Below are 17701 nucleotides of genomic sequence, written 5' to 3' on the forward strand. Positions count from 1 at the left end.
ATACATGGTAGATAGCGGAAACACATACGGCGAACGTGTATCTCGTCTGGTCGGTTGGGGGCACTGGTTTGCCTTCTTCAACATCATTGCAGCCATGCTGATTGGCACACGTTACATTGCTCAGTCGCCGTGGCCGGACACCTTCTTAGGCCAATTTTATTTGACGCTTTCTTGGGTGGGTCATTTCGGCTTTCTGGTTTTCGCCCTCTACCTTTTAATTCTATTTCCCCTCACGTTCCTGATACCGTCACGAACGTTATTTCGGTTTGTTGCCGTCTGTTTCGCCACATTCGGCCTCACCGTCTTACTGATTGATACGCAAACCTATCAGACCATTAACCTCCACCTCACTCCTGTGGTGTGGGAACTCCTCTTTAGTGACGACAGCAACGTCAGCACCGACCTACAACATCTGTTTGTGGTTCTGCCGCTGATCTTTTTGCTGCAACTGGGCTTGTCTGAATGGGTGTGGCGCAAACAACGTAAACTGTCTCACAAGCGCATCGGTCGCCCAATGGCCGCGGTGTTTTTCGTCAGCTTTATTGCCAGCCATCTGATCTATGTGTGGTCGGATGCTTACCTCTACGCGCCAGTCACCAGCCAAAAATCGAACTTCCCACTCTCCTACCCGATGACTGCGAAGTCTTTCATGGAGAAACATGGCCTGTTGGATCGTGAGGAATACCTTAAACGTTTGGAAGAGAAGAGCCGCAGTAATGTGGATTTGGTGAGCTACCCGCTGGAGAAAATCCAGTTCGGTCGTCGTGCGAATAACCTCAACATTCTGGTGGTGAGTGTCGACAACCTACGCGCCGATGTGCTGACCAAAGAGATGATGCCAAACATGGCGCAATTCGCCGCCAGCAACCTCAACTTCACCAACCATTACAGCTCAAGCAACGATGCTTTTGGTATGTTTGGCCTGTTTTATGGCTTACCAAGCAGTTATGCCAGCAGCATCACCGTGCAAGGCACTGCGCCAGTACTGATGGACGTGCTTAAATCACAGTCGTATCAGTTTGGCCTATTCAGCGGCGACAACTTCAGTGACAGCCTGTATCAGGAAACCATTTTCCGTGGCCTGCCGCTCTCCAAAGCACCGTTTGATCCCGATACCTCTGCCGATGAGCAAACCATTCAACGCTGGGCCAATTGGGTCAGCGATAAAAGCAGCGCTCCATGGTTTAGCTTCCTTGAGCTAACCACGGTCGACAACTTCAGCAATTATGCCGATAGCAACACCCAAGGTTCAGCAACGGATAAGCTGCGCAACAACTACCACCATTCAGTCACCGTTGCGGATCGCGAGCTGGGGCTGCTGTTGACCAAGTTGCAAGAGCTCGATTTGATGGACAACACCGTGGTGATTGTGACCTCCAATCACGGCACTGAATTTAATGAAACGAAGACCAACAGCTGGGGCGCGAACAGCAACTACAGCCGTTATCAGCTCCAAGTTCCGATGGTGATTCGTTGGCCGGGCAAAATTGCTGCGACCTTTAACCATCGCTCCAGTCATCTCGATTTAAGCGTCACCTTGCTGCAAGATCTGCTGGGTGTGTCCTCAAACCCGAGTGATTTCAGTAGCGGTCGTAACCTATTTAACGAGAACAAACGGAAGTGGATTCTGGCCGGCGATTCCCGTGAATTGGCCCTGATCACGGACCAAGAAACCACCGTGATCGACAAGTTTGGCAACTTCAAATTGTTTGATGACAATTACCAACGATTGAAAGATGCCAACCCAACATTGCCGATTTTGATGCAAGGGTTGACGGAATTGCAGCGTTTTTACTCAAAGGATAATTAAATCAGCGATTTATCACTGTTTCCTAGTTGACGCACTGCATGAAAATGTTTAGATTAACCCCATCGGACTGTAGCGCAGCTTGGTAGCGCACCGTCATGGGGTGTCGGGGGTCGGAGGTTCAAATCCTCTCAGTCCGACCATACACCTAAAAAAAGAGAGCTTCGGCTCTCTTTTTTCTATCCGCAATTTTCTATCTGCCATTTCCTATCGGCAATAGGGCACGCCCTTCGCATCCATCACACCTGCGTATCGCCATATAACGACTTTATCGTCTCGCGCAGCCACATCACTTTGGCGTTGCGGGTATTGCGTTTATGCCAAATCATTGTGTACGGAATCAAGAGTTTGTCTTGATGATGGCGCGCTAACGGAATCGGTAAACAGATCAAATCTGGATGCATCAACGCGGTATAACGCTGGCAATAGTTCGGTGCTGTGGTGATAAGGTGATGATTCGGTTGCGCAGCCATAAACAGCGACTGTTCAAAGCTTGAAGTGGTGAGCGCAATCTCCCGTTGACGCCCGAGATCGCACAACACTTCATCCAGCGCCCACATTTCACTTTTTTCCCACAGCGTACTGATGTGAGGAAACGATAGAAACTGATCCAGATCCCACGGCCCCTGCAACGCGGGATGATCCGCACGCAAGTACACCACCGGCAGGTCTGAGAAAATCACCTCGAAATCGATAAAATATGGTAACAAATCCAGCGACTCTTTCGAGCGAGGATGACTCTCCCTGCCCGTAAACCCTAAATCGGCGTCACCACGAATGATGGCGTCCAATGCATCATAGTCCCAGTTGCTGGTTTTCACTTTAGCATCGGGATAACGACTGTGGATTTTGGGCAAGAGGTTATTGAGTATCGTCAGCAGCAACGGTGATTCCACCATCAGATGAAAATTTATGCCTTTGGCCGATTCATCACTGCGTTTATCCAAAATTTGCTGGCCAATTTGCAGCCATTCCAAAAGATCTGGCTCCATACTTTGCACCATCGGTGTTGGCACCAAACCACGTTGCGTTTTCACAAATAGCGGATCATCAAACCAATCGCGTAATTTGTTGAGCGATTTGCTGACCGTCGACGGCGTGACATTGAGGATCTTCGCCGCCTTCGAGACGCTACCCTCTTGTAAAATCAGTCGGAGCGTCATCAACAGGTTCAGGTCAAGACGAGTAATGGATTTCTTCATACGGCGCACATCGAGCAGGTTTGGGGATCGAGAATAGTAACGCAGCGCACACCACACTACATAACCCTAAACTCACAATCAGAATATTCTGGGCGCTGAGGCCTAACAGCCCCGCGCTCCAAATGTACGCGGCCGACAAACACACCTGGCTCACGCCAATCACAGAACTGGCGATACCGGCACGAAAAGAAAATGGGCTGAGTGCTTGATTCATGGCCACGCCAAAGCCAACAGAGAAAGCCGCACAAATCAGCCCAAAACCGAGTAAATACCACGACGAACTCACCTCCAGAATCGTCACCGTCACAAGCGTGACGGCCGACAGAGCAAACAGCAGTTGCGATGTCATCAATAAGGTGCGTTCACGAAAATAGGTGAGCGCAATCGGGGTTGAAAATGACGTCACCATGCTGACTAACGCCGTCAACGCCATGACCAGCGAGTATCCGCCTCGGTCGTAGCCCATCTCGGTCATGATCAACATCGGCGAGACATTCACGTAAGTCAAAATGGCGGTGCACATCAACGACGTCATCACCACGCGACTGACAAAAAAGCGTTGCCATAATCGTTCCTCAATATGCGGTGAAACCAGCGAATCGGATGAAGTCGCCGTTCGCGCTTGAGGTTTGGTTTCTTTCAACGCCACCAGCGACATCACGCCAACCACCGCGCCCATGCCCGCCATGGCCACAAACAGCGTATTCCAAGGGAAGAACAACATAATCAGGTAGCCCACCACAGGCGCAATCACCGGTATGACACAGGTGACGCCATTGATCATCGACAGCACTTTCGCGCGGCGAGCATCATCCAGCGTGTCCCGTAAAATCGCAAACGCCACCACGTAGCAAAAGCCAGCGCCGATGCCTTGAACAAATCTCGCCATCAAGAACATCGTGATTTGTTCCGCTGCACCGCCCAACAAGGAAGCCACAACAAAAATGAGCGCGCCCGCCACCGCCACTGGCTTTCGCCCTGCCGTGTCCGCGAGTTTCCCTGCAATCAACATGGTTGCAGCCATGCCAGCAAGGTAGAGCGAAAACGCGACATGAAGCTGCGATTCGCTCGCGCCTAAGTCGCTGGAGATTTGAGGTAACCCCACCAAATACAAATCGATGGCCGTCGGATACAACAGAACCAACAAAAAACTACAAAGCAGATAACGCAGCATAAACACCTCACCCATGAATGATGAGGATGGTAGGTCAGCACCGCAACGCTGGCGAGTGACAACGGCGACAACAGCAATGTCCCTTGGCGACATTCCCGCTCGGCGCTCAACCTGCCGAAGCACATTGCACGACACATGCTTCAAGCGCTGAAAACACCTAAAAACTCTACTCAGAACAACTTTTTGCGTTTAAACGCGCATAAAATCAGCAAACAGTTCAATTGGGGCTTTACAAGATTTCGTGAGGTCGATAATATGCGCTCCAACAACGGAGAGATGGCTGAGTGGTTGAAAGCACCGGTCTTGAAAACCGGCGATGGTTAATAGCTATCCTAGGGTTCAAATCCCTATCTCTCCGCCACATTCGAAGAAGCCGCTGAGCAATCAGCGGCTTCTTTCATTTCTGCACTTCGTATTGTACGCCTTTGTATCCCTTGGCCTGCCTTAATGAACCGAACTTGAATCCGTTATTTCACGACGCCACGTTGTTCCCTTTGATACTGTGCTGACGTGGCCTGATAAGCCTTAAAATGAGCGCACCGATAAAAATGGCAATGCTGATGGACGCCAAACGCATGATGCCGGACGAGAACGAATCGAGACCCACATTTTTGATGGCTTGATAAGTCAGCACAACAAAGTTAGTCAGAAGCAACTGATAAATCGCAGCATGCGCATCACGGCGAATGGCATAACAGGCAAGTTGAATACCCAAGAATAATGACACGCCCATCACCACCCACTCGGGTGCGCCAAAGCCACACAGCATCATGGTCGGGATGGTAAACAAAATCCCGGTTGCCGTGGTGATTAGCCGCTGGTAGACATAATCCTTCTGGTGATCAATCAGTGGTAACTTGAGCATACTGCTGACAGTAATCGCGATCAGCATCGTCTGCGAACTGCCAATCCCAATCAACGCCACCAACACCAAACACATTGCGGTCGCCTTTAACATCGCGACGCGGAGATGACTTTCAATCCCTTGTGCAGGTTCATCCCGTTTGATGTCCTGCAGATCCCCCGGCAGCAATATGTGCATAACGAAGGTGACAACAAGCGCCAACGCAAACGCCCGAAAGATGATGAGCGGCAATCCCGCAATCGGGAAATGCATCTGCTTACTCACCACCGTCGCGATGATGAGCACGATTAACGCCAAGTTCGAGATGATGTCTTGTGGATTGTGATGGCTGCGATGATAACTCCACGTGAAGATGCTCCAACACACCAGCGCAAACCCCGTGGGCGATCCCGCAAACATTTGCACCACAAACACCATTCCGAAGCTCATCAAAAGCAGCACAACAACCAGTTGAACCACCAAACTCATTGGTGGTTTAGATGGTATCGTCGTCAGCAGAATCACCACAAACATCGGTGCCAGAATGGGCAAAGGGTGCCCCGTCACCTTCAAATAAAACAGCAACAGGATCGGCACAAAGACAATCTTGACGATGGGATTAACGCAGCTACGAAACATAAGTCCACACACTGACAATGCTCATCCAAAGGCCAGCCAGAAACTCGCCCAACCCACTTTGTTCCGTGTAAAACGCCACCGTCGCTTGTGAGCCATAACGGATGTTATGTGGGATTTCATCAAACACGATGTTAACCGGATAACGTTGCGCGTTGAGCGATGTGGTATCGGCGCGAATAAACCCTGTGGTTGAATCGACGTTATTGCTATCGCCCGTCCCCCAGCCAAGGCTGTAAACCTTGCCATTCAGCACGCGTCCGGGCATAGAATCGAGCACGATTTTCACCCGCTGACCCGGCTGAATGTGTTCCAACGAGTTTTCTCTGACGAGCGCCGAGATCCAAATTTCCCGCGGGTCGATAAACGTTAGCATCGGCGTGCCCACATTCGCAGGCTGGCCCACGGTCAGTTGAACGTTGGTGACAATGCCATCCGACGGAGCACTCACCGAGGTCTTTTGCAAATCAAGCTGCGCTTTTTCCAAGCTCACCATCGCGGCCAGAATTTGTGGGTTGTTGTTACCTTTCGGCCCTAAATTCTGTTTCGCTTGTTGCAATGAGGCTTCAGCCGCATTGAGTGCCGCCTGAGCACGCGAGCGAGCTTCCACCGCATTATCCAACTCTGACTGGCTCAACACCCCTTTGGTCGCCAGTTCGGACACGCGAGCAGCCTGCTCTCTGGCATTATTTCTCGCCGCTAAGGCATCGGTCACTTTGGCCTGCGCTACTTCGACCGCTGCGGTGCTGGCCCCGATATTCTGCCCGGCCAGTTCCAAATTCGCCTGAGCGGAACGCACCGCGAGTTCATAATTTCTGGCATCGACCCTGAACATCACATCGCCCGCTCGCACCACTTGGTTGTTCTTGATTTTGACCTCAACGATATTGCCGGACACTTCGGGCGCAACACGCACCAAATACGAATGAACGCGGGCAATGCTGGTGATCGGGGTCACCCTGTCTGACCACAGGCTGTACATCCAAATCGCGAGCACAATTACGATGATGGTGACACTTAACTTTCTCGAGGACTGTTCCGTTTTCGACATGCGTGACTTCTCTCAATTCCATGAATGCATTGCCGTCGGCCGTTTCAAGCAACCGCGGTGAATCTCATCAGTATAGAGCGTTCTTCATTTCGTATTTGTTTGTGACTTCATATTATTCAGATGGATATAAGCCACCCGTTCCGATACCTGACGCGTATTGCCCCACCCCAAGCATCTACGCAGATACCACAGAGAAAATGCCCAACGTGCACATTGCCAGTTGACGCCACAATCATGTTGGTGTCATTGTCAGTCGTCGCCGCATTCATTCGGCCGACGGGAGCGGTGAACACTGAAAAGCTCAAGCTGCCGCACACCGCCCAACCTGGCCTATCACAACAAGGAGAAAATACAGTGCTCAACCACGTTACTGCCTACGCCGGAGACCCTATCCTCTCGCTGATGGAAAAATTCATGGCAGACAGCCGCGCAGACAAAGTCAATCTGAGCATCGGCCTGTATTACGATGAAAACGGCAAGATTCCTACGCTCGACTCCGTCGCTGCCTCGCAGGAACAACTGGCTCAAGCAGAGAAACAACCGTGCGTGTATCTGCCCATGGAAGGTCTGGCACCTTATCGCGCTGCCGTGCAATCGCTGGTATTTGGCGATCACCATCCGGCACTGAAAACCCAGCGTGTGGCCACCATTCAGACTTTAGGCGGCTCGGGCGCCCTGATGATTGGCGCAGATTTTCTCCATCACTACTTTCCGCAATCGAAAGTATGGGTCAGCAACCCGACGTGGGAAAACCACAACGCAATTTTCGCCGGAGCCGGTTTCAACGTCGGCACTTACCCTTACTTCAACCCACAAACCAAAATGCTTGATTTCGACGGCATGATTGCCGCGCTGCGCCAACTGCCTGCCCAAGACATCGTGCTGCTGCACCCGTGCTGCCATAACCCAACAGGTGTAGACCTGACTCCTGAGCAATGGGACGAAGTGATTGACGTCATCAAGCAGCAACAGTTGATCCCGTTCTTTGATATGGCTTACCAAGGTTACGGCGAAAGCATGGCCGACGATGCGTATGTGATTCGTAAGATTGCCCATGAAGAAGGCGTGGTGAGTTTTGTCTCCAACTCGTTCTCAAAGATTTTTTCGCTCTACGGCGAACGTGTCGGGGGGTTATCTGTGGTGTGTGGCAATGCTGAAGAAGCGTCACGCGTGCTGGGACAATTGAAAGCAACGGTGCGCCGCAACTACTCCAGCCCAGCGAAATATGGCGCGACGGTGGTCTCTGGCGTGCTGTGCAGCGACGCACTCAAAGCGCAATGGCTAAATGAAGTGGATGGCATGCGCAGCCGCATTCTGACCATGCGTGAAGCGCTGCACGACAAACTGAAGCAACTGCGCCCGGAACAAGATTTCAGCTTCCTGATCAAACAAAAAGGCATGTTCAGCTACACAGGCTTTAGTGCCGCGCAAGTCGATACGCTGCGCGAAACCCACGGCATTTACCTGATTGCCAGTGGCCGTATGTGTTTGGCGGGCTTAAATGCCGCGAACGTGGACAAAGTCGCCGCCGCATTTGCTGCGCTGTAAACGCGATAACATCTCTGATCGGGCACGCCTGATCAGAGATGATTGACCTCTTCAGCATGTCCTTGAATATAACTGCCCAGATGCGTGCTGAACCGCCCCTGTTGCACCCGTTCAATCAATGGGCCTTGTAGCTCTTTCGGGTACAGACGCATGGTTGGCAGCTTATCTAGCGGCACCCACGCTACCGACTGAATGGCTTCTTCATCATTCAGTCCTTTGAGGTTGTCGATGTGCGGTGTGCCACGATAACTATCGATGACATAGAAAAACTCGGCGTGATAGCGCTGCGGATTGTGTTCCAAAAACTCGCGCACGCAAATCAGCTCCCCCACTTCAACGTCAATTCCAGCTTCTTCCAGAAACTCCCGTTGCACACACGCTTTGGTGCTACGGTCACCCGCTTCAAATCCTCCGCCGGGCGGGATCCAATATTCACCGGTAAAATCATGAATTTTCACCAATAAAATGGCGTCGTTTTCAATTAACAGCCCCGCGCCGCGAATGCGATGTTCCATGGGTTACTCCTTGTGAACGTGAAATGCGGCTTTAAAGAGCTGCATGTGAATTGGCACCAATGTTTGATGGTCACTGCGATAGCCACCACCGACCACGCACGCCATCGGCAACTGATGCTGCTTGGCAAGACGCATCATAAAACAGTCGCGCTGAAAAATAGCGTCGGTGGACACATGAAAGTAGCCCAGCTCGTCATCCTGATGAATGTCGATGCCAGCATCATAAATAATGAGGTCGGGGCGATGTAGATTGACGGCCATCGTTACCACCGACTGAAAATGGCTCAGAAACTCCTCATCGCCCGCGTCACGACTGAGCGCGATGTCGATGTCGGATTCGGGCTTACGCGCCGGAAAGTTTTTGTCGCAATGAAACGACAGCGTAATGATGTCGTCGCGCGCCGCACATAACGTCGCGGTGCCGTCGCCATGGTGTACATCGCTGTCGACGATCAAGACTTTATCTATCCCATCCAACAGCAAGGCCTGATGCGCAGCCAACACCAAATCGTTATACAAACAAAAGCCGCTGCCAAAATCGCGGTGCGCATGGTGATAACCGCCACTGAGGTGAATCGCCACGCCATGCTCCACCGCCAATTGAACCGTTAAGCACGTGCCGCCCGCAGACGTCAATGTGCGCTCAATCAGCGCGTCGCTCCACGGAAAGCCTATACGGCGCATCTTCGCCGCTGGCAACGTACCAAACGTTAATGCATCCACATATTCGCTGTCGTGAACTTGTTTAATCGCATCGCAAGTCAGCGCCGTGGGCGAGAAAAACTCAAACGTCCGCAACCAGTCAGCGTCCGCCTGCATCTCCATCAGCGCATCGTACAGCAGTCGATATTTGTTGATCGGATAGCGATGCCCTGGCGGCAGCGGCAATTGCGAATAAATAGAGTGGTAGATCAGCGGGATCATAGCCGTGCCAATTCAATGTCGAATAGGCGAATGTTAACAGTTTGCAGCCCAAAAATCACAGCGCCTCATGCCGGATCCATTGCCTAAATCGCTACGCCATGGCGAGCCACCAATGAGCCACACTCAATACCAGCGGAATGGTCACCAGAGAAGCCGCCGTCGTAGTCAATTGCGCTGTGGCGCAGAAGGTTCGCCGGCTATACACCTCGCCGATGATGGCGTAGATGCTGAGCATCGGCACTGCGGTGATCACCACCAGCGTCATGGTCAGTTCCGGTTCGCCCGGCAGCAACCAACTCATCAACATCAATGCAACCAGCGGTTGCACGATCAATTTACCAACCATGGTCAGCGACAGCGGCGCCCAGCGCGTTTCTTTCACCACTACAGAGGCCAACGAGCCGCCAATCACGAACAGCGCAACTGCAACGGCCGACGGCGCTAGCAGGCTCAATGCCTGATGAATCACATCGGGCACAGGCAGTGACGACACGTTCCCCACCACACCGATCACGATGGCAATCAGTAACGGGTTTTTCACCGTACGTTTCGCCACCCCCAGCAGACGCTGACGCAAGCCCGTTTGCGTGGTGATCGCGTGATAATCCATCAAGATGAAACAGGCGGGTAAAATGCACAAGTTCTCAATAATCAGTGCCATCGCAAAACCACTCACCGGAGGGGAATCCATCATTTGCAACATGATGGGATAACCGATAAACGCACTGTTCGGCACCACCATGCCCGTCACCATCACGGCACTATCAAGTTTGGTTTGCGCGCCGGTTTTACTCAGCAGCCAGTACCCCACCACCATCACGCTGGCAGACGTGAGCAGATAGGCGAGTAAATAACGCAGATTAAATAGATCATCGAGGGGCAGACCAATCAGGGTTTTGACAATCACCGCAGGCAGCGCGAGATACATCACATAGCGCCCCATTTCACCCACCGTGGTTGCTGACACTAAGCCGCGACACACGCACAGGTACCCGAGAAAAATCACCAGAAATATGGGAAATACGACCGACAAAACGTTCAACACTGTCTTCCTTACACTGATTCAAACACACATCGATGATGTGAAACCCTGCCATTCTGGCGACACAATGCGTCAAAGGGTGACACCGTACGGCACCACCCTCTATCGCCCATCACCCGAAGAAAGCTTAACAATTAACTGTGGCGCTGCTGCTCACGAGCCTGAGCCGCCAAGCGAATGTGCGCATTGGGTTCTCCGTAGCCCTGATAGTTCACGCGCTGCACCACCTCCAAGAACACGCCGAAATGCTCTTTGGTGTAGAAGTGGAAAAAATGGCCATCGTCATTTTCATCGTACAACACATTGTACGCCTGCATCGTCGCCAAAAGTTCGGCCTCAAGCTGAAAACGCGCATCCAAATCGCGATAATAGTTGGCCGGAATGGGCAAAATACACGCAGGGTTCACCTGTTTGACGGTCGCAAAAATATCATCACAACCGAACGCAATCTGTTGTACGCCCGCACCTTGCGAGCGATTCACAAATCGCTGCGCTGCCGAGTTGCGCGCTGACGAAGAGTTAAAGGGTATCCGGATGGTGCCATCAGGGCTTTTGGCCACGCGACTGGTGACCAAGCCATTGACGTCGGTCAGGTCCTGACTTGGTTCGATATCAAAGCCAAACAATGCCTTAAAGAAGAAGGTTGCCGATAACATGTCGGTATCCAGTACCGTTTGTCCCACGTGATCGAACGTCGTTAAACCCACGTTTTCTGTGGCCGACAACTCGTGATCAACGGGGACAAAATCGACGTCAAAAAACTCTGGTTGTGACTGGCTATCGACAAAGTAAATCAGTTGATCGCCAACCCCTTTGATAGCCGGAATATTGAGCTCTCCCGGCCCGGCTTGATTGTTAAATCGCGCGCAGCCGTAGTGCTTGGTGCGCTTGATCATCTGCGCCACACTGCTGGTACCAAACCCCATCGCACACACCGACACGCCATGCGACAAAAAGTACTGATGTGCCTGACTCTTTGGCTCATGATTGAGCACCAAATTGATGTTGCCTTGGCGCATTAAATCGACATGTTTAGAGCGGTGACGATGGGTGACCGAAAAACCGAGCTGTTTGAGCAAGTCCACCAGTTGCTGCCCATCCTCCCCTTCAATCGCAAATTCAATGAAGGCCAGTTCGTCAATGGTTGGCGCTGGCACTTCCGGCTCTTTGAGCTGTTCACCGAGCCAAATGAGAGAGCGCATACCATCAGTCGCTTTTTCACTGGCTTGTGACGCACGAAACTCATCATTGAAGATTTCGTGCGAAATATAGTCGCGATAGCCTTTCTCTTTCAAACACTGCATGAACTCAAGAATCGGCATATCGCCCTGCCCCGGAAAACAACGGAAATGGCGGCTGAAGTTGAGCACATCCATTTGCAGACTTGGGGCGTCTGCCAGTTGCACCAACGCAATTTTGTCGGCGGTGATTTCGTTACGCAGCGTATCGAGTGTGTTGTTGCGCGCGTACATATGGAACGTATCGAGCAGAATCCCTAAGTTGTTATGGTCTGCTCGCTTGACGATGTCCCACGCTTGATCGTAATCGTGCACGAAGCGTCCCCACGCCAACGCTTCATAGCCAATCATGAAGTGCTCTTTTTGCGCCAGTTCAGCCAGTTCATGCAAATCCGCCGCCGCACGCGCAGGATCATCAATCACGTGTGGTGAAACATTGGAACAGATCATCAGTTTCGAGGTCCCCAGTTCATGCATCAACTCGAACTTTTTTCGTGCCTGATAGAAGTTCTGCTGACGCAGCGGCTCTGGCATGGCTTCAAAGTTGCGCAGCGGTTGCAGGGCGATGATTTCAAGCCCGAGACTTTCCGCCAATTGTCGAACTTGACGTGGTGTGAATTCCGATTGCGTGAGGTCATTTTCAAAAATTTCCACCCCATCAAATCCCGCATTGGCGGCCGCGTGCAACTTTTCCACCAACGAGCCGGAGATACTGACGGTTGCGATTCCTGTTTTCATAGTTTCATCCTTATTTGGCAAGCCTGAAGGCATTATTCAGCGCTGATTTCACCGCGCAGTGTCTCGCTGTCGACCGGGCAATCAGCAAAATGCTCATAGGCATCCACGCCTTGGTGGATAAAGAGTTCAAAACCGCTGATCACACTCATGTCCTGTTGCTGAGCCAGCGCGATAAATTCGGTTTTGACCGGCGTATACACCGCATCAAACACCCAGCGTTGCTGCTGAACTTGCTCGGGTGTAAACGCAGCGCCCGGCGTGGTGTAGTGCCCCACCGGCGTTGCATTCACTAAGCCATCACAAGCCAGTGCACACGAGGTGAGTTCTTGCGCGTGAACCGCACTGCAAGGCACTCCCGCCTGCTGTAAGTCACTCAACAGTGCCTGTAAACTGGCCGGTTGCTCATCATAGATGTACAGGTGTTCCACTTCGAGCTGCCCCAAACCAAACGCAATCGCGCGCCCCACGCCACCGGCACCTTTCATCAGCACCTTGCCCGGTTTTTGCGTTGGACACGCTTTACGATAAGCGCGGACAAATCCGCTGCAATCGGTGTTGGTGCCACACAACGTGTCGCCATCGATCAGCAGCGTATTTAATGCGCCCAAACGCTCACTGGTTTTGAATTTGCGCTGTACGATGTTCCACGCCCACACTTTATAGGGGTGCGTCACATTGACGCCGCGGTAACCGCGCTGTTTCAGTTCATTCAGTAGCGCCAACAGGGCTTGTTCATTGTCCAGTTCGCAGTCAAACAGCTCGTACGTGGTATTGATATTGAGCTTCTGACCCAGCAGTTCGTGCAGTTGAGGGGACTTACTTTTTTGAATATGTTGACCAATGAGTCCAAGTTTCATACGACATTCCTCTTCGATATTCTCTGACACGCGGCCGCAGTTATCCGCAGCACGACCGCATGAGGATCGTGCTGTAGAAGGTACCGCTATCGTGTTTGATGATTGGATGACGAGTCCGCTTATTTGGCGGCAGCTTTGCGATAAAAGCGTCGTCTCTTACATGTCTTCCAAATCGGGGTTTGTGACAAATAAATCAGCGCAATCATGATGGCTAATACGCTGGAAATCGGGCTGGTGAAAATACCCTGAATCAGGCCCCAAATGCTGTCTTGTTCGGCCAGCATCGCGCGGCGCCAGTTTTGATCCATCAAGCTACTGAGGATCACGCCGAGAATGACCGGCGCAATCGGATAGTTGTATTGGCGCATGAAATACCCCAGCACACCAAACGCCATCATCCACCACACATCAGTGATTGAGTTATTAATGGCGTAAGCACCGACCACCGACAGCACCACAATCATCGGCATCAAAATGCCTTTCGGGCAACTGACCAGCTTGCTGAACACCTTGATGCCTGTCAGGCCAAAAATCAGTACGAAGATATTGGCCAGCGTCAGGTTGCCAACGGTAAACCAGAAGATGCTTGGGTTTTCAGCCAACAGAAGCGGCCCCGGATTCAATCCATGAATAAACAGCGCGCCAATGAACACCGCCGTCACCGCATCGCCGGGAATCCCCAAGGTCAGCATCGGAATATAAGCGCCACCGACAGCCGCATTGTTGGCAGACTCCGGAGCGACTAAGCCTTCCTTCGCGCCCTGACCAAACGGCACCTCCGGATTTTTAGTGGTACGTTTGGCGTAGTCGTAAGCCATCAGCGAGGCGATATCTCCGCCGGTGCCCGGCAGTGCGCCAACAATCACCCCCATGAGGGACGATTTGAGACTCAGTGGCAGGTAACGACGCACGTCCATCCAGCCCGGGATAATTTTGGTCAGCTTTTGTTTGATCACGGTTTTATCGATGTTATGCAGTTGACTCAATACTTCCGACAAACCAAACATGCCGATCATCACCGCAATCGGATTAATCCCATCCCACAATTCAACAACGCCAAAGGTGAAACGCTCTTCTGCCGTCATGGGGTCAAGCCCCACCGTGCCAACCAGAATCCCCAGCGCGCCAGTAAACATGCCTTTGGCGAAGCTGCCATTCGACAGCGAGCTGATCAACATGATGCCGAGCATGCCGATCATCAGGTAATCGCGTGGCTGAAATTGAATCGCAAACGTGCTCACCACCGGTGCGGCAAATGAAAGCACCAGAATACCGACAAAGCCGCCAATCACCGACATGATGGTCGTCAGGCCGATCGCGCGTCCGGCTTCGCCTTTTTCCGCCAGCGGATAGCCGTCCAGTGCGGTCGCAATCGCAGATGGCGCGCCCGGAATATTAAGCAAAATAGCCGTGCGTGAGCCGCCGTATACGCCGCCCATATACACGCCCACCATCAGGCACAGCGCATTATTGAGATCCCACGGAAAGGTAAACGAAATCAGGATCGAAACCGCCATGGTCACCGACAGCCCCGGAATGGCCCCGATGTATATGCCGAGAAACGTGCCAAGTGCGGTCAGTGCCAGCAAGTTCAACGATGTCCAAGACATCAAAAAATAGTGAAGTGATTCCAGCATGTTATGCGTCTCCCTTCATCAGTTGGGAGAAATAAGACAACAGTTCAGCTTCGGGAAACACGCCTTCTGGCAGAATCACCAGAAACACCAAACGAAAAACGACATAGATCGCCACCAATGCCACCAACGCCAATCCAATCGCACTGGTGACGCGGCGCTGATGCAAAAAATAGAGCGCAATCGAGAGGAAAATCAATGCCGACACGATGAAACCGACGCTTTCCAAACACAGGGCAAAGCCGCCAATCAACGCCATCATAAAGATGACCTTTCCCGGTAAGATATGCTGAAAAAATTGCGTCATCGCGGACGGAGTCGCCACTTTCTTCCAACTTTCCCAAACCGTCACCGCAGAAAATACCAGCATGATGGCCGCTGCACTGAGTGGAAATGCTCCCGGCGAACTGAGCGTATATAGATCCGAAATAAAAAATGCTTGATACAGCAACACAAGGCTCAATACGACCATTAACGCGTTAAATACCAATTCACCCGGCTTTCTGGATTGAACATCCATGGTAAATCTCCTCGATAGTCCTTTTTATAATGTGTGCGAAGCCACTGGCATGCTGCTGCATGCCAGGGTCGCCGTAACGCGGTTACTTGCTGATTTTTTGAATATTGAATTCTTCAGGTGAGTGTTTGGCGATACCAGAATCGTAAACAATCCATGATGCCACCGAGCGAAAACGCTCGAGATATTCGTTTGCAGCTGCGCCCGATAAGCCTAAATGGGTAAAGCCGCGTTTGGTGACCAGTTCTTTAAATTCAGCGCTAGCCGCAGAATGGTTGAACGCTTCAGAGAGTTTCTGAACCGCGGCGTCCGGCGTACCTTTCTTCACAAAAATACCGAAGAATGAGCTGTAAGGCAGTTGCGCCGCCAGTTGCGGATAGAAATCCGTCACCGGTTTTACATTCGGAAATTCTGGGTTGGCCGTTTTGTCCATCAAACCGATGATCTTCATTTGACCCGCACGCAGGTACTCTTTTGCTGGACCATAGGAGGTTGGCATCACATCAATCGCGTTACCCAGCAGCGCCGTCATTCCCGGGCCATCGCCGTTATAAGGAATATTCGTCACTTCAAATTGTTCCTGATTCTGCAAGATAGCTAGCAAAATCGATGGCAAGCCGCCCGGCCCGGTGGAACCGACTTTCACTTCTTTCGGATGGGCTTTGGCGTAGTCGATGAACTCTTTCACATTGTCGTAAGGAGCGTCATTGCGAGCGACAATAATCGAAATACCCTGAGCCAAAATCGAAATCGGCACCATGTCGCTATAATCCACATCCGCCAGCCCCATCACTTTGTACAGCTGAGGGTTTTCCGCGCCCATCAAAATTGTGTATCCATCAGCGCCCCGTGCGTTGACGTATTTGGTGGCAATCGCTCCCACGCCACCACTGCGGTTGGTCAAAATCACATCGGTGCCCAACAGCTTTTCTGCTTCCGGCGTTACCGAGCGCATCAGGCTATCCGTTGCACCGCCTGCGCCCCACTGAATGATGCCCTGAATATTCTTTGTCGGATAATCAGCGGCCACGGCCAGCGTCGACCCCATCATCATTGCGCCAACGGCAAGGCGCTTGAAGTAAGAGTGTTTCATAATCTCGTCCTGTATTTATAAGTTTAATGAAATTAATGATTGAACTACTCAAGTAACAACAGTCCGGCTCCCGTGTTGGAAATCGGTATATGGTAGTTGCTATGTTTCACGGTCAGCTGCGGGTTGAGCACACCACGCATGCCGAGCCACATGTTCAGCTCTGGCCCCTGAGAACCGGCCTGTTCAACCAAATCGCGAACGGTCAGTTTCGTTAACGCTTCGGGCTCGTTAACAATCTTGTCCATGCAATAAAGGTCAAATTCTTTGTTGATGAAACCAGCGCGCTCGCCATCCAATTGATGCGATAAACCGCCCGTCCCTAGCACCACCACTTTCAAGTCTTTGTCGAAGTTGCGAATCGCATCGCCCATCGCTTTACCCAAGTCGTAGCAGCGTTTTGGCGAAGGCATCGGGTGCTGTTCAACATTGATACACACTGGAATCACTTTGATGTGATCGTATTGATAGCCAGGCCACATCAATTGCATCGGCACCGTCAGGCCATGGTCGACTTTCATCTCCTGACAGATCGTGATGTCAAATTCTTGATCCACCAGCTCATTACAGATATGCCACGCCAGCTCCGCTTCCCCTCGAATGGTAGGGATGGGTTTGATGCCCCAACCTTCATCAGCGTTGTGATACTCTTCCGCCACGCCAATAGCAAAGGTCGGTTTACGGTCGATAAAGAACTCCAAACCGTGGTCGTTATAGAAGATGATCGCCACATCCGGTTGCTGTTCATTCAACCATTCACGCACCGGAGGGTATGCATCAAAGAAAGATTTCCAGTACGGCGTGTCTTGCAGGCCTTCATCGATCGCTTTGCCGATTGCCGGAATATGTGATGTGGTGATCCCACCTAAAACTTGAGCCATCTG

The 17701-nt window shown here is 51.7% G+C and carries 15 protein-coding genes and 2 tRNA genes; 4 read left to right on the forward strand and 13 right to left on the reverse strand.

What is annotated here, in order from left to right:
• The first annotated feature begins 4 nt into the window (after nt 1-4).
• Nucleotides 5-1810, forward strand: coding sequence for a DUF3413 domain-containing protein (locus ACS18Q_RS10135; protein ID WP_055466019.1), 1806 nt, complete (start codon nt 5-7; stop codon nt 1808-1810).
• Between the two features lie 63 nt (nt 1811-1873).
• Nucleotides 1874-1950, forward strand: a tRNA-Pro gene (locus ACS18Q_RS10140).
• A gap of 96 nt (nt 1951-2046) precedes the next feature.
• Here the strand turns inward: ACS18Q_RS10140 and yidZ are convergent.
• Complete coding sequence (gene yidZ, locus ACS18Q_RS10145) at nt 2047-3009, reverse strand: HTH-type transcriptional regulator YidZ (RefSeq protein ID WP_143678739.1); 963 nt, start codon at nt 3007-3009, stop codon at nt 2047-2049.
• Nucleotides 2984-4183, reverse strand: a complete 1200-nt coding sequence (locus ACS18Q_RS10150) for an MFS transporter (RefSeq protein WP_206980643.1) — start codon at nt 4181-4183, stop codon at nt 2984-2986. The genes yidZ and ACS18Q_RS10150 overlap by 26 nt, the downstream gene beginning before the upstream one ends.
• 270 nt (nt 4184-4453) lie before the next feature.
• On the opposite strand from ACS18Q_RS10150, the gene ACS18Q_RS10155 reads away from it, so the two are divergent.
• Nucleotides 4454-4544: transfer RNA gene (locus ACS18Q_RS10155), tRNA-Ser, on the forward strand.
• A gap of 111 nt (nt 4545-4655) precedes the next feature.
• Here the strand turns inward: ACS18Q_RS10155 and ACS18Q_RS10160 are convergent.
• Both ACS18Q_RS10160 and ACS18Q_RS10165 read right to left on the reverse strand, forming a co-directional pair.
• Entirely contained in the window at nt 4656-5666 is a 1011-nt protein-coding gene (locus ACS18Q_RS10160) for a DUF2955 domain-containing protein (RefSeq protein ID WP_441257044.1), read from the reverse strand.
• Nucleotides 5656-6714: an HlyD family secretion protein gene (locus ACS18Q_RS10165; RefSeq protein WP_286211053.1), complete on the reverse strand. Its 1059-nt coding sequence runs from the start codon at nt 6712-6714 to the stop codon at nt 5656-5658. Before ACS18Q_RS10165 ends, ACS18Q_RS10160 begins: the two co-directional genes overlap by 11 nt.
• Nucleotides 6715-7068: 354 nt before the next feature.
• Between ACS18Q_RS10165 and ACS18Q_RS10170 the strand changes: the two genes are divergently transcribed.
• Nucleotides 7069-8262: an amino acid aminotransferase gene (locus ACS18Q_RS10170; RefSeq protein WP_441257045.1), complete on the forward strand. Its 1194-nt coding sequence runs from the start codon at nt 7069-7071 to the stop codon at nt 8260-8262.
• 32 nt (nt 8263-8294) lie between these two features.
• Here the strand turns inward: ACS18Q_RS10170 and ACS18Q_RS10175 are convergent, their stop codons facing one another.
• From ACS18Q_RS10175 to ACS18Q_RS10215, 9 genes are all read right to left on the reverse strand, one after another.
• A complete protein-coding gene (locus ACS18Q_RS10175; RefSeq protein ID WP_441257046.1) occupies nt 8295-8777 on the reverse strand; it encodes an NUDIX domain-containing protein in 483 nt (160 codons plus the stop codon).
• A 3-nt stretch (nt 8778-8780) separates the two neighbouring features.
• Entirely contained in the window at nt 8781-9701 is a 921-nt protein-coding gene (locus ACS18Q_RS10180) for a histone deacetylase family protein (protein ID WP_441257047.1), read from the reverse strand.
• Between the two features lie 91 nt (nt 9702-9792).
• Nucleotides 9793-10746 carry an AEC family transporter gene (locus tag ACS18Q_RS10185; RefSeq protein ID WP_441257048.1) on the reverse strand — a complete coding sequence of 318 codons (954 nt, stop codon included), beginning with the start codon at nt 10744-10746 and terminating at the stop codon, nt 9793-9795.
• 131 nt (nt 10747-10877) lie between these two features.
• The gene (locus ACS18Q_RS10190; RefSeq protein ID WP_441257049.1) at nt 10878-12719 is read right to left on the reverse strand and encodes a bifunctional sugar phosphate isomerase/epimerase/4-hydroxyphenylpyruvate dioxygenase family protein; all 1842 of its coding nucleotides are present in this window, start codon (nt 12717-12719) and stop codon (nt 10878-10880) included.
• Nucleotides 12720-12751: 32 nt separating this feature from the next.
• On the reverse strand, nt 12752-13576 hold the full coding sequence (locus ACS18Q_RS10195) for a shikimate dehydrogenase family protein (protein ID WP_441257050.1): 825 nt from the start codon (nt 13574-13576) through the stop codon (nt 12752-12754).
• Between the two features lie 119 nt (nt 13577-13695).
• Nucleotides 13696-15213 carry a tripartite tricarboxylate transporter permease gene (locus tag ACS18Q_RS10200; protein ID WP_441257051.1) on the reverse strand — a complete coding sequence of 506 codons (1518 nt, stop codon included), beginning with the start codon at nt 15211-15213 and terminating at the stop codon, nt 13696-13698.
• Nucleotide 15214: 1 nt separating this feature from the next.
• Nucleotides 15215-15730, reverse strand: coding sequence for a tripartite tricarboxylate transporter TctB family protein (locus ACS18Q_RS10205; RefSeq protein ID WP_004724177.1), 516 nt, complete (start codon nt 15728-15730; stop codon nt 15215-15217).
• Between the two features lie 82 nt (nt 15731-15812).
• A complete protein-coding gene (locus ACS18Q_RS10210) occupies nt 15813-16820 on the reverse strand; it encodes a tripartite tricarboxylate transporter substrate binding protein (RefSeq protein ID WP_004724176.1) in 1008 nt (335 codons plus the stop codon).
• A gap of 44 nt (nt 16821-16864) precedes the next feature.
• Nucleotides 16865-17698 (reverse strand): class III extradiol dioxygenase family protein, encoded by an 834-nt coding sequence (locus ACS18Q_RS10215; RefSeq protein ID WP_158107609.1) that lies wholly within the window; start codon nt 17696-17698, stop codon nt 16865-16867.
• Between the last annotated feature and the right edge of the window lie 3 nt (nt 17699-17701).

Origin of the sequence: Vibrio sp. Vf1514 (assembly GCF_052076135.1) — a bacterium.
Classification (GTDB): Bacteria; Pseudomonadota; Gammaproteobacteria; order Enterobacterales; family Vibrionaceae; genus Vibrio; species Vibrio furnissii.